This window comes from Vibrio sp. 10N.261.55.F4 (assembly GCF_041470465.1).
Lineage (GTDB): Bacteria > Pseudomonadota > Gammaproteobacteria > Enterobacterales > Vibrionaceae > Vibrio > Vibrio crassostreae_C.
On sequence record NZ_JBFRMM010000008.1, the window covers coordinates 112126 to 131869 of the forward strand.

Consider the following 19744-nt stretch of genomic DNA (forward strand, 5'->3'; position numbering starts at 1 on the left):
TACCCTACTATTGTTATTTAACTTCCGTTTGTACGTACTTTTTACTTACATCTACTAGCGCTATGTCTTTGATAAATTCGCGCCCTAGTAATACAGGGTGACTCATTTGAGAGCGATCCGCCAATGTAAATTGCGCTTTTTCATGGATTTTTCCAACTTTAACCCATAATTCAATCACAGCTCGACGTTCTGTCTGATCATTCGTTGATTGGCGGATTTTCACATAACGTACAACAGGCGCTTCAATCCATTTCTGGTCTTCTTTAGCTTGGGCTTTGTCGTCTAGGTGAAATTTAACCCAGTTCTTACCATTTCGTTCGAATTCTTTAATATCGACGGCATTCAAAGAAGAGGTTGTTGCGCCGGTATCCACTCGCGCATCAAAGCTTTGTTTGATTGAGTCGATAGACACTTTTTCGATTCCGCCAAGGATAGTCGGTTGTGAGGTAGGAGCGATAGGAGCCGCTGCAACTGCCACGGGTTCTTCTTCCTCTAGCTCTTCAATGACTTTGTGTTCCATGCTTGTTAGATGAACATCTAACTGATTTGAAAGGGTGATGATTTCGTCTTCTAAGCTTTCAATGTAATCACTTTGATTACTGACTTGCAGTTCAAGATTTTGAACCTTATTTGCGATGTTTGTCTCTGAGCGGGCAATAGCATCGAGAGTTTCTTGGTGGTAGGCAGCACCGTTAGTAAGGGTACAACCAGAGAGCAAACCAACCGCCACAATAGGCGATAATCGCTTAAACATAAAAAAACCTTTGGAAATTAGAGAATAGTTCAGACTATTTAGAAGTTTAGCCCACAAAAAAGGATGCGTGAAGCATCCTATTGTAAGAGTCTGGTCATATTGAATCGCAATGTGAGCGCTACGCCAATTATTGTAATTTTAAATAGCTCACTTATTAAGCATAAGTCAATTTTTGTTCAATTTGCGCGCATTTTTGTGAAAGCTCACAGCGAAGCAAAAGGTGGCGCTGTAGCCACCAAAAAGCCATTACTCTGTTATCGGCTAAATAATGGCTTTCGGGCATCACATTTATGGCTTGGTCGCCACAAGAATGGCACGTCTTGGTGCTGGGTGACCTTCAACCGTTTTACTTGGATCATTCGGGTCTAAGTAATCTGGTAGAGAGTTGTGTGTCATCCATTCTGTCGTGCGTTGCTCGCCGATTGTCGTGACATTCTCATCCACGATGCGCACGTCTTCAAAGCCGACCTGTTCAAGCCAGCGTTTCAGAGCTCGAGCAGAGGGGAAGAAGTACACGTTTCTCATCTGCGCGTAACGGTCAACAGGAACCAGAACTGCATTTTCATCGCCTTCAATCACTAAGGTTTCAAGCACTAATTCACCGCCAGACACCAATTGGTCTTTCAGTTGAATCAAGTGATCAAGCGGAGAGCGACGGTGGTATAGCACGCCCATGCTGAATACAGTGTCGTACGCTTCCAGTTTTGGTAGTTGTTCAATACCTAGAGGTAAAAGGTGCGCACGTTGGTCATCGCCCATCAACTTACGGATCGCTTCAAACTGAACCAAGAAAAGGTGAGAAGGGTCGATACCTACTGTAAGACGAGCGCCTTGGCCAAGCATGCGCCACATGTGGTAACCATTGCCACAACCTACATCGAGCACAGAACGGTTTTTAAGTGGTGAGATATGTGGAAGCACACGATCCCATTTCCAGTCACTGCGCCACTCTGTATCGATATGAATGTCGTGAACCGTGTAAGGACCTTTTCTCCACGGGTGGAAAGTCTTCAATAAGCTTTCTAGCTTTTTCAGTTCGCCTGTGTGGTATGGCGTAGAACTACCAATCGTCACTGAATTTTTCAGGTCAACTTGATCTGGCACGTCTTGTGGAATCTTGTTTAGTGCACGTAGCCAGCGGTCAAAGTCACCGTGCTCTGCATTTTGCCAATCGGTCAGTTGCTGTGGCAGGACATTTAGCCACGGCTGAAGGCGAGTATCTTGGGCAATAAGTTGATAAAAATTGGCAAAATTAAACATAGGTTTTCACTGAGTTGGTGGTGTAGAAATTAAATTTGTCACTCCATTAAGAGTGTGGACAAACATGCTAGGGAATCTCGTTTATCGTGTTTGATAAGAGATCCCCAATTCGTTTGTTCCTCGCTCTTGAGGATGACATTTTAGTACGTGCTAACGGTGTCGCGACGGTTACGTAATCTAAAATGTTTACTTTATCGCGAACATTGAACCAAAGTTGAAACATTGGAACCAGACTTCGCTGCTTGAGAAGCCAATCTTATCAAATCGCTCTCTGTGAACAGGGATCGAATCCGGGCGCATCACGTTTTCAATTGCGCTACGTTTCTGACTTACTTCTAGCTCGCTGTACCCGTTAGCACGTTTGAAATCATGGTGCAGGTCGATAAGCAGTTCATTTGAGCTTTCATCTTCGAATACGTATTTTTCTGACAGGATTAAGATCCCGCCTGGGCGCAAGCCAGCATGAATTTTCTCAAGCAGAGCGTATCGATCGTCTGGAGAAAGAAATTGCAGCGTAAAGTTAAGCACCACAACAGAAGCGTCTTTGATTTCCACTTCACGGATGTCGGCTTCAATCACTTCTACCGGTGTGTCACTGCGGTAAGCATTTACGTGCAATTTGCAGCGCTCAACCATGGCTTCTGAATTATCGATCGCGAAAATCGTGCAGCCTTCTTGCTGAATGTGACGACGCATAGAAAGTGTCGCAGCACCAAGCGAGCAGCCAAGGTCGTAAATATTTGAGTGTGGCTTTACAAAGCGCTCAGCCAGCATGCCGATTGCAGAGATGATATTGCTATAGCCAGGCACCGAACGTTGAATCATATCCGGAAATACTTCAGCAACCCTTGCATCAAAGGTGAAGTCTCCAATTTTATCAATAGGAGCGGAAAAGATATTGTCTGTGTTGCTCATAGCATTTTCTCTCGACAGTCAGCGTAATTGGCACAAAATTCGTACCAAATAAAAGGGGGCGTATTTTACGTAAAAAAAACGCCACTGTCACGAAAACTGAGATTTAGCTCAAGGTTCGAAGCTACTTACAAGTGAGAGGTTAAAACATCGAGATTTGGTGATTGCCTTTTTGAGCTGGAAACTGAGCCAGTTCGGGCAGTAATAATGATGTATTTTCAGAGACTTGCTTTTGTAGCCTCTTATAAATAGCAATCGCAAGTTCAGGTGCGTGGTTATTGTCTGGGGTGTGGATCATTAAATAGGGCTGCTTGCCTTCATTAAGCCAGTTTGGGATTTTGGCAAACCAAGGCTTAAAAAACTCAATATTAGGTTCTTGGTCTGGGTGACCAATAAATCGAATCATCGGGTTATTGGCGGTAGCAATTGCATGAACAGGAACACGCGGTTTTTTCTGATGCGCATCGATCACCGCTTCTGTGGTGGGTGGCGCAGAGAAAACGGGGCGGCTGTCCATAATGATGCGATTGATGCCTTCCTCAACCAGCCATTGGTTGAAGCGTTTTTCCGCATCGCCCTTATCAAAGAAACCTAAGTGTCGAACTTCGACGCCAAGCTGCATATCTTTTGGGAATAAGGTGCAAAACTTTTGTAGGGCAGGCAGCATGCTGGGCTCAAAACTGTGCGGCAGCTGAATCGTCCATTGACCAATACGATCATGCAGTGGCGACATCGTCATCAAGAACTCTTTGAGTTCGGCTTGGCAGTGTCTCAGTTGTTGCTGGTGGGTGATGAATTTGGGCAATTTGAAGGTGAACTTGAAATCATCGTGACTGGCGGCTTTCCAATTGTGAACGGTAGACATACTTGGCGTAGCGTAAAAGGTGGTGTTGCCCTCAACGGTATGGAAAACTTGGGTGTATTTTTCCAAGCGTTCGGCAGGCTTGGTGCCTTTACCGTAGAACTGACTTTGCCACTCAGAATGAGACCACATAGTTAATCCAAGTCTTAGAGGTAAAGTTTCTGTTGTTATTACACGATTATCCATCTATTACACCGTTATCCATCACGCCATCAGTCATTACAAAAAGTTTTTGGGTTGAAACGAAAATCTACTTTACGAGAGTTTTGCTGATTAAGGTACTTTCGAGATATAATTATCGCAATTTTTTCGGTTTTGATGAATCTTTGCGCACTTGATGGGCTAAAAAGCAGCAAAGCCAGATAAAACACAATAAATTCGAATGTGGAAGGTCGATTTTAAGCGAGTTTCCGCGTATAAATGTTCCTTTGCTCTGTTGTGTGGAATGACCACTGACAGCTTGGAAATTAGTAAATAATTAAGAGATTGGGAAATTCATTATGCGTACCCATTACTGTGGTAACCTGAACAAGTCCCTGGCGGGACAAACTGTAGAATTGTGCGGCTGGGTAAACCGTCGCCGTGATTTAGGCGGTCTTATCTTTATTGATATGCGTGATCGTGAAGGCATCGTTCAGGTTGTTGTCGATCCAGATATGAAAGATATCTTCCCGATCGCTAACCAACTGCGTAATGAATTCTGTATCAAGTTTACTGGTGAAGTACGAGTTCGTCCGGACAGCCAAGTAAATAAAGACATGGCTACTGGTGAAGTAGAACTTTACGCGACGGGTCTAGAGATCATTAACCGTTCAGAAGCGCTTCCACTAGACTTCAACCAAACGAACTCTGAAGAGCAGCGTCTTAAGTACCGTTACATCGATCTTCGTCGTCCAGAAATGAGCGACCGTATTAAGCTTCGTGCACGTGCTTCTAGCTTCGTTCGTCGTTTCCTAGATGAGAACTTATTCCTAGACATCGAAACGCCAGTACTAACGAAAGCGACACCAGAAGGTGCTCGTGACTACCTAGTACCAAGCCGTGTTCACAAAGGTAGCTTCTACGCACTTCCTCAATCTCCTCAGCTTTTCAAGCAACTGCTGATGATGTCTGGTTTTGACCGTTACTACCAAATCGTTAAATGTTTCCGTGATGAAGATTTACGTGCTGACCGTCAGCCTGAATTTACTCAAATCGATATCGAAACATCTTTCATGACTTCTCAAGAAGTACGTAACGTGACTGAGAAGCTTGTTCACGATATGTGGAAAGAACTTCTAGATGTTGAACTAGGTCAATTCCCAGTAATGCCTTTCTCTGAAGCGATTCGTCGTTTCGGTTCTGATAAGCCAGATCTACGTAACCCAATAGAGCTAGTGGACGTTGCTGACTTGGTTAAAGATGTTGAATTCAAGGTATTCTCTGGCCCAGCTAACGACGAAAAAGGTCGCGTAGCAGTTATCCGTGTTCCAGGTGGTGCTAAGCTAACTCGTAAGCAAATCGACGGCTACGCTGAACACGTAAACATCTACGGCGCGAAAGGCCTAGCTTGGATGAAGGTTAACGACCGTGCTGCAGGCATGGAAGGTATTCAATCTCCAGTTGCTAAATTCCTAAGCGAAGACGTAATCAACGGTATTCTAGATCGTACTCAAGCTGAATCTGGCGATATCATTCTGTTCGGCGCAGACAAAGCGGGCATCGTTGCTGAAGCAATGGGCGCACTTCGTCTTAAACTAGGTACGGATCTAGAGCTAACAGACACATCTGCATGGGCTCCACTGTGGGTTGTTGACTTCCCAATGTTTGAAGAAGACGGCGAAGGTAACCTACACGCAATGCACCACCCATTCACATCACCACTAGGTGTGAACGCGGAAGAGCTAAAAGCGAACCCAGCAGCAGCAAATTCTGATGCATACGACATGGTAATCAACGGCTACGAAGTAGGCGGCGGTTCTGTACGTATCCACAACGCAGAAATGCAAACAGCGGTATTTGGTATCCTAGGTATCGAAGCACAAGAGCAACAAGAGAAGTTCGGCTTCCTACTTGAAGCGCTTAAGTACGGCACGCCACCGCACGCTGGTCTAGCATTCGGTCTTGACCGTCTAGCAATGCTGCTTTGTGGTACTGAGAACATCCGTGACGTTATCGCATTTCCGAAAACAACAGCTGCAGCATGTCTACTAACAGACGCGCCAAGCCTAGCGAACCCAGCATCACTGGAAGAGCTAGCAATCGCAGTTAAACTAGCGAAGAAAGAAGACTAATCAAGCGATTAGCCTAACTTTCTACTGAAGCTTTGAGTTTTCGATAGAGCTAAATTTTGTAGTAGAACAATAAAATGCCCGTTAATTTGACGGGCATTTTTTTTTGCGTTCGATATACTAAGCTCATAAAGCATGTATAAATAATCAGTATTTGAAGTTATGTCTATTATCTTAGGGATTGACCCTGGCTCACGCATTACCGGTTACGGTGTTATTCATCAAAATGGCCGCCACCTATATTACTTAGGGAGTGGTTGCATTCGCACCTCAGAAAAAGAGTTGCCGGGTCGACTCAAGCAGATCTATGCAGGTGTGAGCGAAATTATTACTCAGTTCCAACCGGATGTGTTTGCGATAGAGCAGGTCTTCATGGCTAAGAATGCAGACTCAGCGCTTAAGCTTGGGCAAGCTAGGGGCAGCGCGATCGTAGCGGCTGTAAATGCGGATTTGCCTGTTCATGAATACGCGGCTCGTTTAATTAAGCAAGCAGTGACGGGTAATGGTGGTGCGGACAAGTCTATGGTTCAGAACATGGTGATGAGCATGCTTAAGTTACCCGCTAAACCACAGGCCGATGCTGCCGATGCTCTAGGCGTAGCGATCACTCACGCCAACACCAATAAAACTTTGATAGCGCTTGCGGGTAAAGCAACGGGTGCAAGAAAAGGGCGTTACCGTTAATTCTCATTCTCTTGTAAGCTCCTAACATACAGCCTTTAGACCTATTCCATCGATGAGCCTCACGCCCTGTTTGGCTCATATCAAAACACTACGCTGCTAAATCCTTGATGAAATGAGATCTTTCGAACAGAACCCAGATAATAACATTGCGTATCATTTAACATGTTATTAACATTGGTCGGAGGTCTAACAAGTTAATCAAGGATGATCACTGATGAACCCTATCAAGCTGTGGCGCGCGCTGTTTTTACCCAAAAGTAATGGGTGGAGTAACAACGAAGTCAGACAAGCCGATATCTTATTACTCTTTACCTTTATCGCCTTCTTTGTGGGTGTCTACAGCTTAATCAAATGGACCAAGCACGAAGAGCAACTTCTGATCGCCACATCTGTGTTCCTTATCGTGTTCGAACTGATCTCTGCACTGCTGTTGCGTGTTACCAGTAAGCCCAGTCTTGCTCTCAATTTTGGCTTTGTGGGGATGGCGGTACACGCCCTCAATATTATCTATCAAAGCGGTGGTGTGGTGGCGTCAACACAGGCTTATTGGGTGCCTTTGTTAGTGGTCGCTTTTTTCTTGTCCGGAACACGCATTGTCGCCTTGGTATGGAGTGGGTTAGTGATCGGGGTTTCATTGGTGATGACGTCGGCTCACCTTAATGGCTTTGAATTTCCGCAGTTAGTACTTACTCCTGAAGCGGTGGTGGTTGAAACCTGGTCTGGTGTGATCATGCCGTTGGTGGTTATTTGCATTGCTCAAGCGTTTACCGCGAAGCAAAAAGAGATCGCAATCGAAATAGCGGAAGAAGCGATTTCAGAAAGCCAGCAGGTTGCCAATCAAGCAACTCAAAGTGAAGCGCGCTTATCGGTTGTGCTAGACCAAGCCAATTCGAATTCAGACAGCTTACAGGGTGTCTCTGTTCATCTAGAACAACAGTCACAAGACTTACATGGTCAAGTCGAGGTGTTGAACATAAATTGTGAATCCCAAGCGAGTGCGGCAGAACAGATGAGCCAACAACTGCATCAGATGACACAAGGCATCGAGGAATCTAATTCATTTGTGGGTGAACTAAAAGAGCGCAGCGAAGCCGTTGGCACCAAAGCTCAAAAAAGTTCTGAGTCACTTGAGGCCTCGACCAGTGCAATCAGCCAAATTATTCAAAGCAACCAAGAGATCATGAAGGTCGCGGATCTGATTACGTCGGTTGCTGAACAAACTAATTTGTTGGCATTAAATGCGGCCATAGAAGCGGCTCGCGCAGGAGAACAGGGAAGAGGATTTGCGGTAGTTGCCGACCAAGTGAGAGAGTTATCGGCGAAAAGCAGTCATTCCGCAATAGAAATTCGAACCCTGTTGGACCGCAGTAAAGACGAAGTGGAGCATGGACGAGCGATTATTGAGACGACTGCGAATGAGATGAACGGCATCATCTCCGAGGTTCAAACTATCTCGACTGACTTCAATCAGCTGACCAACATTATGGCGATGCAGATGAATTCCTTGAAAGAGCTCGATCTCGCGAGTTCAGAAGTGGCGCAAAGTGTCGCGGAAACTAAATCTGTTTCAGGGTTAGTGGCCAATTATGGTTCTGAACTCACAGGACATGTTACCTCTGTCAAAGAGCTGGTCGAAAGCCTAAATAACGTGGTTTCACAAGCCAAACAAGCGTAAATAAATCACCCGAATAAACACAAAGAACTGGATAAGCATCCAGTTCTTTTATATTCTGTCCCTCAAATTATATTCCACCAAGAGAGTGAATTGTGATCGGACGTCTACGCGGTACATTAATAGAAAAACAGCCACCAGAGTTATTAATTGAAGTGAGTGGCGTTGGCTATGAAGTTCAAATGCCAATGAGCTGTTTTTATGAATTACCAAACGTTGGCGAAGAGGCAATTATCTACACTCACTTTGTTGTTCGTGAAGATGCACAACTGCTTTACGGCTTCAACACAGTTAAAGAACGCGCGCTGTTCCGTGAAGTCATTAAAGCGAATGGTGTTGGTCCTAAGCTTGGCCTTGGTATCCTTTCAGGTATGACGGCGAGTCAGTTTGTTCAGAGTGTTGAACGTGAAGATATTTCTACACTAGTGAAACTACCGGGTGTCGGTAAGAAAACCGCAGAACGTCTTGTTGTTGAAATGAAAGACCGCCTGAAAGGATGGGGCGCAGGAGACTTGTTTACGCCTGCAACGGATGCAGCACCGATTGACTCTATGCCAACGGTTCATGACGCTGAAGAAGAAGCGGTAAGTGCACTACTTGCATTAGGCTACAAGCCCACTCAAGCTTCTAAGGTTGTTTCTCAAGTGGCTAAAGAAGGCATGACAAGCGAACAACTGATTCGTGATGCCTTGAAGTCGATGGTTTAATTAAAACCTAAATCGCGATATAAGCTCAGTATTGCATCACGTTTATCTATAGCGAGTACTATCTCGTTAGAATATGCTTAGTATTCATGTGCTCCACTATTGGTGAGCGACTAAGCAAGACTTAAAGATAACAGAGTTAACACTCTTAAATTGGAACCCTCTATGATTGAAGCTGATCGCCTCATTGCTCCTGATAATCCGGTCTTTAAAGATGAAGATGTTATTGACCGCGCGATAAGACCGAAAGCATTAGCCGACTATCAAGGTCAGGATCACGTTCGTGGTCAGATGGAAATCTTCATCAAAGCAGCTCAACTACGTAACGAGGCGCTCGATCATCTATTGATATTTGGTCCTCCTGGCTTGGGTAAAACCACCTTGGCGAATATCGTTGCCAATGAAATGGACGTTAACATTCGTACCACTTCAGGGCCTGTATTAGAGAAAGCAGGTGATTTGGCGGCATTGCTGACCAACCTTGAAGAAAATGATGTGCTGTTCATCGATGAGATCCACCGTTTAAGCCCTGTGGTTGAAGAGGTGTTGTATCCAGCGATGGAAGATTACCAACTGGACATCATGATTGGTGAAGGCCCTGCGGCGCGCTCAATCAAGATAGATCTTCCACCTTTCACTTTGATTGGCGCGACGACTCGTGCTGGTTCTCTGACGTCTCCGCTGCGTGACCGTTTTGGTATTACTCAGCGTCTTGAGTACTACAAAGTTGAAGACCTGCAAAACATCGTTCAGCGTAGTGCCGATTGCTTAGGTTTATCTATGGAGTCTGAAGGCGCATTGGAAGTTGCTCGTCGTGCTCGTGGTACACCTCGTATTGCTAACCGTTTACTGCGCCGCGTTCGCGACTATGCGGAAGTGAAAGGGGATGGCCATATCTGTCCAGAGGTTGCCGATAAAGCGCTTAACATGTTGGATGTCGATGCTAAAGGTTTCGACTACATGGATAGAAAGCTTCTACTCGCAATTATGGAGAAGTTTGGTGGCGGTCCAGTGGGTATCGATAACATGGCAGCCGCGATTGGTGAAGAGAGAGACACCATTGAAGATGTGTTAGAGCCTTATTTGATACAGCAAGGTTATCTACAAAGAACGCCAAGAGGTCGAATCACCACTGACAGAGCGTATTTACACTTTGGAATAGATAAACCCTCCAATCGCTAATTTATTCATTTTTAAAGATCCCAGTTGCATAAGCACTGGGGTTTTTTGCATTTTACTGAATAACAACTCTTTGCGCGAGTCGCTATAAAACTCAAATAGGGCTGTTCAAAAATGAAAACTTTGATTTCAGGTTTGATTTGGCTAACAAAAATTGAAATAAGTTGTCATATTTCTTGTTAATACTTTATGGGTAGTTGTGACTTGAATGTTGATGGTGTGCTGAGGTTTTGTCACAGCTATCATGCAGTGTTATTAAGACAAGCCGAATTGGTGTGATTTTAATCATAATTGTACAAAATTAACCCTATTTTGCACGAATAAATTTGATACAAATCAACGCAGGGTTCTCCCATAAACCTTTTGAAACATACTGATTTTACCAGTAATATTAGCGCCAGCTATATTAGCTTATGCTTAACAATAATCTAACTATAACGGTACGTTTTTGCTACAAATTTCAAGTTGTAATAACAATTCTACAAATTGTTTTAACATAGATTTTTGAGGTGAATAATCACACAAGTGTCATTCAGCCGACACAAAGGAGTTACCATGATTGATGTTGTTGATCTGTCGCGATTGCAGTTTGCATTTACAGCGATGTATCACTTCCTATTTGTTCCACTGACTTTAGGTATGGCATTTCTACTTGCCATCATGGAGTCTGTTTATGTAATGACTGGCAAGCAAATTTACAAGGACATGACCAAGTTCTGGGGTAAATTGTTTGGTATTAACTTTGCTCTTGGTGTAGCGACAGGCTTAACCATGGAGTTCCAGTTTGGTACTAACTGGTCTTACTATTCTCACTATGTTGGCGACATCTTTGGTGCTCCGCTAGCTATCGAAGCGCTTGTTGCATTCTTCCTAGAGTCTACTTTTGTTGGCCTTTTCTTCTTCGGTTGGGACAGACTGTCAAAGCGTCAACACTTAGCGGTAACTTGGTTAGTAGCACTAGGCTCTAACTTCTCTGCGCTTTGGATCTTGGTAGCAAACGGCTGGATGCAAAACCCAGTGGGTGCGGAATTTAACTTTGAAACCATGCGTATGGAAATGGTGAGCTTCGCTGAAGTTGTACTAAACCCAGTAGCGCAAGTTAAATTCGTACACACAGTAGCGTCTGGTTACACAACGGGTGCGATGTTCATCCTTGGTATCAGCTCATACTACATTCTTAAAGGTCGTGACCTTGCCTTTGCTCGTCGTTCTTTCGCGATTGCAGCATCTTTCGGTATGGCGGCGATCTTGTCAGTAATCGTACTAGGTGATGAATCTGGTTACGAGCTTGGTGAAGTTCAGAAAGTGAAGCTCGCTGCGGTAGAAGCAGAGTGGCACACGGAAGAAGCACCAGCAGCATTTACTGTTTTTGGTATTCCTAACCAAGAAACAATGGATACTGACTACGCAATTAAGATCCCTTACGTAATGGGTATCATTGCGACGCGTTCTCTTGATAAAGAAGTAACGGGCTTGCGTGACCTACGTGATGATCACGTTGATCGTATCCGTACTGGTATGTACGCTTACGAACTTCTAGAAAAACTACGTGCAGGCGATAAGTCTGAAGAAAACATGGCAGCGTTCGACGAAGTGAAAGGTGACCTAGGTTACGGTCTACTTCTTAAGCGCTACACAGACAACGTTGTTGACGCAACAGAAGATCAAATCCAAATGGCTGCGGATGATTCTATCCCAACAGTTTGGCCTCTATTCTGGTCATTCCGTCTGATGGTTGCTTGTGGCTTCATCATGCTGTTTGTATTCGGTGCGGCGTTTGTTCAAACGTGTCGTCAGAAGATCGAACAGAAACCATGGGTACTTAAAGCAGCACTATTCTCAATCCCACTACCTTGGATTGCGATTGAAGCAGGTTGGTTCGTTGCTGAGTTTGGTCGTCAACCATGGGCGGTTGGTGAAATCCTACCGGTTAACGTTGCTGCATCAGCACTAACTATTGAACAGCTATGGACTTCTCTATTCGCTATCCTGGCACTGTACACAGTGTTCCTGATTGCAGAAGTTTACCTAATGCTGAAATTCGCACGTAAAGGTCCAAGTAGCTTGAAGACAGGCCGTTACCACTTCGAACAAAACGATAACTCTGTTGAAGACAAAGTTAGCCGTTCAGTTGAAGTATAAGTGAGGGAATATTAATGTTTGATTACGAAAGCTTACGACTCATCTGGTGGATCCTAATTGGTGTATTACTGGTAGGTTTCGCAGTAACAGATGGCTTTGATATGGGTGTTGCAGCACTTTCACCGGTTATCGGTAAGAGTGACACTGAACGTCGTATCATGCTGAATACGATCGCCCCTCACTGGGATGGTAACCAAGTTTGGTTGATCACGGCTGGTGGTGCACTGTTCGCAGCTTGGCCACTGGTTTACGCAACGTCGTTTTCTGGCTTCTACTTCGCAATGTACGCGACGTTAGCAGCGCTTTGGTTACGACCACTTGCACTTGATTACCGTTCTAAAATCGAAGACCCAAAATGGCGTAAAACGTGGGACTACGCACTTTGCTTTAGTGGCACAGTTCCGCCAATCATCTTCGGTGTAGCATTTGGTAACCTACTACAAGGTGTTCCATTTGACCTTAACGATCTAATGATGTCTAAGTACCACGGCACATTCTTCGCTCTGCTAAATCCGTTTGCATTGCTATGTGGTGTGTTGGCTCTGATGTTGTTCGTGATGCAAGGTGCAACATGGCTTCAAATGAAGACAACAGAAGCGCTGCACGCTCGTGCTCGTAACGTTGCTCAGATCACTGGCCTAATTGCTATTGCTCTATTCGTTATTGGTGGTTTCTGGGTTCAATCTATCGAAGGCTATGTAATTACGAGCACTATCGATACGTTTGCTGACTCAAACCCACTAAACAAAGAAGTATCACTTCAAGTGGGTGCTTGGATGACAAACTTCGAAACTTATCCAGCAATGTGGGCTGCGCCGATCCTTGGTGTAGCAATGCCACTGCTTGCTGTGATTGCATCTCGCTTTGAGCGTGGTGGTTTCGCATTCTTGTTCTCAAGCCTATCGAACGCTGGTGTTATTCTAACGGCTGGTTTTGCAATGTTCCCATTCGTAATGCCATCAAGCCTGAACCCTAACCAAAGCTTGACTATGTGGGATTCAACAGCGAGTGAGCTAACGCTTGGTCTTATGACTGTCGTTGCGGCGGTAATGGTTCCTGTGATTCTTGGCTACACAACTTGGACATATTACAAAATGTTCGGTCGTCTAGATAAGAAACACATCGAAGATAACGACGTTTCAGCTTACTAAGCTAGAAGTTAAATAACTTAGGAGAAATTTTATGTGGTATTTCGCATGGATTTTGGGTGTACTTCTAGCATGTGCATTCGGCATCATCAATGCTCTATGGCTAGAGCATTCAGAAATGATGGACAAAGACAGTGAGTAATCTCGCAGAGCAAATCGCTAAGCTGCATCAACCAATGGATAAGACTCTGCTTAGAGCCTTAGCCCTAGTATTGGGTTTCATGCATGTGGGTTTAGTGATGTGGGATCCTGAAGCGTATGCGACAAGCATCGGTGGCTTTAACGCGATCATCGGACCAATGTTTATTTGGGCAGTATGCTCAAGCATGGTTTACGGTATCGGATTTAAGCCAAGAGCTTGGATGTGGCAGCTACTGTTTAGCCCATATGTTTCACTCACAATTTTGCTCTACCTAACGGTGCTGCGCCTTCTATAAAAGGCAAAGGATTTAGGTTCATAACAACGTGAGCCTTTATACTTGTTGGGTTTTTAGCCAAAAAGAGGTCATCTTATACAGATGGCCTTTTTTTTCGTCTCTCAAATCAAAAAATTCACAGCGATATACTATTAATGATAAGGAGTTAGGTTATAGTGAGATCTTTATCGTTTTGGATTGTGGTAGCAAATTGCAGGGATTATCTAAGCTATTTACGTGGCCAGTGACTGTGTATTACGAAGACACCGATGCGGGTGGCGTTGTATACCATTCAAACTATCTTAAGTTTTTCGAACGCGCTCGAACTGAGATGTTGCGCTCAATTGGCGTTTCTCAGCAAGTATTGTTAGAACAAAACATCGGTTTTGTAGTCCGACATATGGACATTGATTTTATTCAAGGCGCGCGTCTTGATGATTCTTTACAAGTCATTACAAATATTTACGAGTTGAAGCGAGCTACCTTGGTCTTCTGTCAAGAGATCGTAAATCCTGATGGCAAGGCATTGTGTAAAGCAATGGTTAAGGTAGCATGTATCGATAATCAAAAAATGAAACCCAAAGCAATGCCAACATTTATTCTCACGGAGCTAACGAATAGTGACTGCTGAAATCTCAATCTTAGGCCTAATTTTAGAAGCTAGTTTACTAGTTAAGATGGTCATGCTGACTCTTATGGGCATGTCTGTTGTTTCTTGGGCGATGATCATAAAAAGAAGTAAAGTGTTATCTCAAGCTTCTAAACAAACAGAAGTGTTTGAAGACAAATTTTGGTCAGGCGTTGATCTTGCAAAACTGTACCAAGAGAGCAACAAACGCAAAGACGAGCTTTCTGGTACTGAAGAAATTTTCTACGCAGGCTTTACTGAGTTCGCTCGCCTTCGTAAATCGAATGCAACATCACCTGACTTCATTATGGAAGGCACTGGCCGTGCGATGCGCGTTGCCGTTGCTCGTGAGGTTGATGAACTAGAAACTAACTTACCTTTCTTGGCGACCGTTGGCTCTATCAGCCCATACATCGGCCTATTTGGTACGGTTTGGGGCATCATGCACTCATTCATCGCATTAGGTGAAGTGAAGCAAGCGACGCTCGCAATGGTTGCTCCTGGTATTGCAGAAGCACTGATCGCAACAGCAATGGGTCTATTCGCTGCGATTCCAGCGGTAATGGCGTACAACCGCTTCAGCAGCCGAGTAGGCAAGCTAGAACACAACTACGCGACTTTCTCTGAAGAGTTTCACAGTATTCTTCACCGTCAAGCGATGGCTGGCAGGGAATAATAGATGGCTGGATACCAACCTAAAAAACGCAAAATGACAGCAGAGATTAACGTTGTACCTTACATCGACGTTATGCTTGTTTTGCTGATCATTTTTATGGTGACTTCGCCGTTTGTTACTCAAGGCGTTGACGTTGAATTGCCTCAGGCTTCAACGGCTAAATCGGCACAAGACCTACTGGGTGACGACAATGCAAGTTTCATCATCGTTGAAGTGAACAAAGACGGTGAACTTGGCTTGAGCGTTAATGACGAAGAAGTACAGCGTGGCTTATCAATGGAAGATATTATCGTCCGTGTGAAAGCCGAGTTGTCTCTGAAGCCAAACTCTCCAGTGGCGGTTGGTGGTGATGCCGCAACGCCATACGCTGAAGTGGTTTTATTACTTGATGAATTAAGCCGTGCAGGTGTGCCAAAGGTTGGCCTTTTAACGGATATAAGGGAATAGCTCCGTAGCATTCATGAAAGCGAATAATAAAAAATCCAATAATTTCAGATCACCGCTTCTTATTTCTCTTGGGCTGCACGTCATTTTATTCGTTGCGCTCATTTGGGGGGCGGATTTCACGATGTCAGAGCCAAAGCCTACAGGGCAGATGGTTCAAGCAGTGGTGATTGATCCTCAGTTGGTTCGCCAGCAAGCTCAACAGATTCGTCAACAAAGAGAAGCGGCAAGCAAGAAAGAGCAAGAGCGTCTTGACAAACTCAGACGTGAAAGCGAACGACTTGAAAAGAATCGTAAAGCTGAAGAAGAAAATATTCGCAAGCTAAAAGAACAGCAAGCGAAAGAAGCTAAAGCAACTCGTGAAGCTGAAAAGCGTCGAGTTGAGAAAGAGAAACAACGCAAAGCTGAAGAAGCGCGTTTACAGCAAGAGCAAAAGAAAGCCGCTAAAGCCGAAGCTAACCGTAAGCTAAAAGAAGCTGCGTTAGTGAAAGCCGAGAACGAGCGTAAAGCCAAAGAAGCGGCAATCGCAAAAGCTGAACAAGAACGCGTGGCAAAAGAAAAAGCAGCGAAAGAGGCAGCAGACAAAGCTCGTAAAGAGAAAGAAGCCGCTGAACTCGCGGAAAAGCAACGCATAGCGAAAGAGAAAGAAGCGGCAGCGGCAGCAGAGAAAGCCCGTAAGGCAAAAGAAGCTGCAGCAAAAGCAGAAAAAGAGCGTAAACAACAAGAAGCCGCATTGAACGATATCTTTGCTGGGCTTGAAACGGAAGCGACTCAAAACTCTTCAGCAAGACAACAATTTATCACTGATGAAGCGCAACGTTACGGGGCTATCTATACCCAACTGATTCAACAGAACCTGTTGTTAGAAGACAGCTATCGAGGACGCTCATGTCGAGTGAACCTTAAGCTGATTCCAACGGGCTCTAACGCGATATTGGGTAGTTTGAGTATCTTAGATGGCGATAGCCGTTTATGTGCAGCAACCAAGCGTGCGGTGGCACAAGTACAATCTTACCCGTTGCCTAAAGACCCAGACATTGTGAACTCACTGAAAGACATTAACTTAACTGTATCACCAGAGTAAAAGGACGAACTTGTGTTAAAGAAACTATTACTGAGTTTTGTTTTCTTAATAGCTACAAGCAGCCAGTTTGCACATGCAGCGCTGGAGCTGGTTATTACAGACGGTATTAACTCTGCAAGACCTATCGCTATTGTACCTTTCCGTTGGGAAGGCTCAGAGCCATTGCCACACGATGTATCAGCGGTTATCGCTTCTGACTTACAGCGCAGTGGTAAATTCAGCCCAGTTGCGACAAGCAAAATGCCTCAAACGCCTTACAGCGAAACTGAGGTTAACTTTGATGCTTGGACTAACCTAGGTGTTGACTCATTGCTTACCGGTAGTATCACTAAAAATGCCGAAGGGCAGTATGTGGTGAATTACCAATTGATCGATATTGTTCGTGGTCAACTGACCAAAGGACAAAGTCGTGCGCTGAGTGATGAAGGCCAATTAGTGCTTTCTAAAGATCACGTTCTATTCAATAAGAAGGCTACGGTTCCTGGTAATCGCTTGAGAGAGTACGCACACCGTATCTCAGACCTAGTGTATGAAGAGCTAACTGGTGAGAAAGGCGCGTTCTTAACTCGTATCTCTTACGTGGTAGTGAACGATAAAGACAAGTACCCGTATCAACTTCGTGTTGCTGACTACGATGGCTTTAACGAGCGTTTAGTACTTCGTTCTAAGCAGCCTCTCATGTCTCCAGCATGGTCACCAGACGGCAAAAAGCTAGCTTATGTGAGCTTCCAGAATGGCCAAGCTGAAATATTCATCATGAATATTTACACGGGTGAACGTGAGAAAGTGACGTCATACCCTCGTCACAATGGTGCGCCAAGATTCTCGCCAGATGGTAAAACATTGGCATTGGTATTGTCGAAAACGGGCAGCCTTCAGGTGTACACACTTGACCTTGCTAGCCGTAAGCTGACTCAAATTACCCGCGGCCGTTCGAATAATACTGAACCATTCTGGCACCCAGATGGCAAGTCTCTTATTTTCACATCGGATCGTGGTGGTAAACCACAGATTTATAATGTAAATTTGTCCAATAATTCGACTTCTCGTATTACTTGGCAAGGTAGCCAAAACTTAGGTGGCCAGATCACTCCTGATGGTCGATTCATGATCATGGTGAATCGCAGCAACTCAGGTTTTAACTTGGCTAAGCAAGATTTGGAAACCGGTGCGGTTCAGGTACTAACAAAAACATTGTTAGATGAGTCTCCAAGTATTGCACCGAATGGAGGTATGGTTATCTATAGCTCTATTTACAACAAAACAAATGTACTATCGATGGTTTCTATCGATGGACGTTTTAAAGCTAGATTACCGGCAACTAACGGACGCGTAAGAGCGCCTGCATGGTCACCGTTCCTCTAGGGAAAATTACATATTCTTTTAGCTATTGATAGTGTTAACTATTGTGGCATTTAACTATCTATAGCACTCTTAGTCGCTGTAGAAACTAAGTTTGATAACGTAAGGAAAAAAAGATGCAACTTAACAAAGTTCTTAAAGGCTTGATGATTGCACTACCAGTGATGGCAGTAACGGCATGTAGCTCAACTGATGAAGCAACATCTGCAACATCTGGTACTGAAAGCAACCAAACAACTTCAGGTTCAGAAGGCAATGTAGACACAACTGTTGTAACGCCAATTGACGCTAACGGTCAACTGTCTGAGCAAGAGCTTAAAGAGCAAGCGCTACGTGAAACTCAAACAATCTACTTCGCATTCGATAACTCTACTATCGCTGGCGATTACGAAGAAATGCTAGCAGCTCACGCAGCATACCTAGTTAAGAACGTTGACATGAACGTTACTATCGAAGGTCACGCTGATGAGCGCGGTACTCCTGAGTACAACATCGCACTTGGCGAGCGTCGTGCACAAGCTGTAGCGAAATACCTACAAGCTCTAGGTGTTCAAGCTGACCAAATCTCTATCGTAAGCTACGGTGAAGAGAAGCCACTTCTTCTAGGTCAATCTGAAGATGTGTACGCTAAAAACCGTCGCGCAGTACTAGTTTACTAATTTTAGTAGACTATATAATTGAGGAATTGCCTCATGTTCAGTAACACAAAGCGAGTCATTTTGCTTTCGTTACTGGCAAGTGCAGCGAACACCGCGTTCGCTGCACCAGCTCCAGTATCCGATCTCAATAGCACCGCAACCAATTCATCATCTTCCTCTCGATCAGCATCTAACGAATCAGATATTGAGCGTTTAGAGCGCCTGCTTCAAAATCGCAATCTCGTTCAGCTTCAAATGCAACAGCAAATCGACGACATGGCACTGGAGATCAGTGAACTTCGTGGTGATCTGGAACGAAACAGCTACGATATGAAGCAAATGCTAGAGCGTCAGCGTGAACTGTTCATTGAACTGGATCGCGTAAGAGGCGAGGTGAAAGCAGCAGGAACAGCAACGGTAGCAGTGGCGGCGAGCGAAGGCTCTAAAGACGCTTCTGGTACGTTCAGTACTGATGTGGATGAGCAAACTGCTTATCAAAATGCTGTAGATATGATTCTAAAGCAACGAGACTACACGGGTGCTATCGCTGCATTCCAAAAGTTTCAAAAAGACTTCCCAGATTCTACCTTCACACCTAACTCACATTACTGGTTAGGTCAGCTTTATTTCGCTAAGAAGCAAGATAAAGAAGCCGTGAAGAGCTTCGCTGCTGTTGTGTCGTACAAAGACTCAAACAAGCGAGCAGATGCACTGGTTAAGCTTGGTGACATAGCAGCGCGCAACAACAACGCGACGCAAGCTAAGAAATATTACCAACAAGTCGTAACCGAGCACCCAAACAGTGCTTCGGCTAAAGTGGCCAAAACCCACTTATAACCAAAATAGGGGTGCTTAGGCGCCTCTTTTTTATACCTGTTCACTTCCGTTTAGTGTTTACTTCTCTTGCTA

At 44.6% G+C, this 19744-nt stretch carries 20 protein-coding genes; 16 read left to right on the forward strand and 4 right to left on the reverse strand.

Translation table 11 applies throughout. The features are described 5' to 3' along the window. Positions 1–13: 13 nt before the first annotated feature. From AB4249_RS05970 to AB4249_RS05985, 4 genes are all read right to left on the reverse strand, one after another. Entirely contained in the window at positions 14–754 is a 741-nt protein-coding gene (locus tag AB4249_RS05970; protein ID WP_372102519.1) for an ATP-dependent zinc protease, read from the reverse strand. A 288-nt stretch (positions 755–1042) separates the two neighbouring features. Further along, complete coding sequence (gene cmoB / locus AB4249_RS05975) at positions 1043–2014, reverse strand: tRNA 5-methoxyuridine(34)/uridine 5-oxyacetic acid(34) synthase CmoB (protein ID WP_372102521.1); 972 nt, start codon at positions 2012–2014, stop codon at positions 1043–1045. A 186-nt stretch (positions 2015–2200) separates the two neighbouring features. Further along, positions 2201–2929, reverse strand: a complete 729-nt coding sequence (gene cmoA, locus AB4249_RS05980; RefSeq protein WP_017062083.1) for a carboxy-S-adenosyl-L-methionine synthase CmoA — start codon at positions 2927–2929, stop codon at positions 2201–2203. Positions 2930–3068: 139 nt separating this feature from the next. Beyond that, on the reverse strand, positions 3069–3974 hold the full coding sequence (locus tag AB4249_RS05985) for a DUF72 domain-containing protein (RefSeq protein WP_029235140.1): 906 nt from the start codon (positions 3972–3974) through the stop codon (positions 3069–3071). A 314-nt stretch (positions 3975–4288) separates the two neighbouring features. On the opposite strand from AB4249_RS05985, the gene aspS reads away from it, so the two are divergent. From aspS to ybgF, 16 genes are all read left to right on the forward strand, one after another. After that, a complete protein-coding gene (gene aspS / locus AB4249_RS05990) occupies positions 4289–6061 on the forward strand; it encodes an aspartate--tRNA ligase (protein WP_372102523.1) in 1773 nt (590 codons plus the stop codon). 159 nt (positions 6062–6220) lie between these two features. Further along, on the forward strand, positions 6221–6742 hold the full coding sequence (gene ruvC, locus AB4249_RS05995; RefSeq protein ID WP_372102524.1) for a crossover junction endodeoxyribonuclease RuvC: 522 nt from the start codon (positions 6221–6223) through the stop codon (positions 6740–6742). Between the two features lie 214 nt (positions 6743–6956). After that, entirely contained in the window at positions 6957–8417 is a 1461-nt protein-coding gene (locus tag AB4249_RS06000) for a methyl-accepting chemotaxis protein (protein WP_372102525.1), read from the forward strand. 92 nt (positions 8418–8509) lie between these two features. Next, positions 8510–9121 carry a Holliday junction branch migration protein RuvA gene (gene ruvA / locus AB4249_RS06005; protein WP_008219934.1) on the forward strand — a complete coding sequence of 204 codons (612 nt, stop codon included), beginning with the start codon at positions 8510–8512 and terminating at the stop codon, positions 9119–9121. 162 nt (positions 9122–9283) lie between these two features. Continuing rightward, positions 9284–10300 (forward strand): Holliday junction branch migration DNA helicase RuvB, encoded by a 1017-nt coding sequence (gene ruvB / locus AB4249_RS06010; protein ID WP_371724950.1) that lies wholly within the window; start codon positions 9284–9286, stop codon positions 10298–10300. Positions 10301–10852: 552 nt separating this feature from the next. Continuing rightward, positions 10853–12439 carry a cytochrome ubiquinol oxidase subunit I gene (cydA, locus tag AB4249_RS06015; RefSeq protein WP_061032863.1) on the forward strand — a complete coding sequence of 529 codons (1587 nt, stop codon included), beginning with the start codon at positions 10853–10855 and terminating at the stop codon, positions 12437–12439. A 14-nt stretch (positions 12440–12453) separates the two neighbouring features. Further along, the gene (gene cydB, locus AB4249_RS06020; RefSeq protein ID WP_372102528.1) at positions 12454–13590 is read left to right on the forward strand and encodes a cytochrome d ubiquinol oxidase subunit II; all 1137 of its coding nucleotides are present in this window, start codon (positions 12454–12456) and stop codon (positions 13588–13590) included. Positions 13591–13621: 31 nt separating this feature from the next. After that, positions 13622–13729: a cytochrome bd-I oxidase subunit CydX gene (gene cydX / locus AB4249_RS06025; protein ID WP_000270284.1), complete on the forward strand. Its 108-nt coding sequence runs from the start codon at positions 13622–13624 to the stop codon at positions 13727–13729. Continuing rightward, positions 13722–14024, forward strand: a complete 303-nt coding sequence (gene ybgE / locus AB4249_RS06030; protein WP_017062075.1) for a cyd operon protein YbgE — start codon at positions 13722–13724, stop codon at positions 14022–14024. Before cydX ends, ybgE begins: the two co-directional genes overlap by 8 nt. Before the next feature lie 172 nt (positions 14025–14196). Continuing rightward, positions 14197–14634, forward strand: a complete 438-nt coding sequence (gene ybgC, locus AB4249_RS06035) for a tol-pal system-associated acyl-CoA thioesterase (protein ID WP_017062074.1) — start codon at positions 14197–14199, stop codon at positions 14632–14634. After that, positions 14624–15307 carry a protein TolQ gene (tolQ, locus tag AB4249_RS06040; RefSeq protein ID WP_017062073.1) on the forward strand — a complete coding sequence of 228 codons (684 nt, stop codon included), beginning with the start codon at positions 14624–14626 and terminating at the stop codon, positions 15305–15307. The genes ybgC and tolQ overlap by 11 nt, the downstream gene beginning before the upstream one ends. 3 nt (positions 15308–15310) lie before the next feature. Continuing rightward, entirely contained in the window at positions 15311–15754 is a 444-nt protein-coding gene (gene tolR / locus AB4249_RS06045) for a protein TolR (protein WP_017062072.1), read from the forward strand. 13 nt (positions 15755–15767) lie between these two features. After that, the gene (gene tolA / locus AB4249_RS06050) at positions 15768–16835 is read left to right on the forward strand and encodes a cell envelope integrity protein TolA (RefSeq protein WP_372102530.1); all 1068 of its coding nucleotides are present in this window, start codon (positions 15768–15770) and stop codon (positions 16833–16835) included. 12 nt (positions 16836–16847) lie between these two features. Further along, complete coding sequence (tolB, locus tag AB4249_RS06055) at positions 16848–18200, forward strand: Tol-Pal system beta propeller repeat protein TolB (RefSeq protein ID WP_017062070.1); 1353 nt, start codon at positions 16848–16850, stop codon at positions 18198–18200. A gap of 113 nt (positions 18201–18313) precedes the next feature. Continuing rightward, the gene (gene pal / locus AB4249_RS06060; protein ID WP_017062069.1) at positions 18314–18856 is read left to right on the forward strand and encodes a peptidoglycan-associated lipoprotein Pal; all 543 of its coding nucleotides are present in this window, start codon (positions 18314–18316) and stop codon (positions 18854–18856) included. Between the two features lie 33 nt (positions 18857–18889). Next, positions 18890–19672, forward strand: a complete 783-nt coding sequence (gene ybgF, locus AB4249_RS06065; RefSeq protein WP_017062068.1) for a tol-pal system protein YbgF — start codon at positions 18890–18892, stop codon at positions 19670–19672. The last annotated feature ends 72 nt before the right edge of the window (positions 19673–19744 follow it).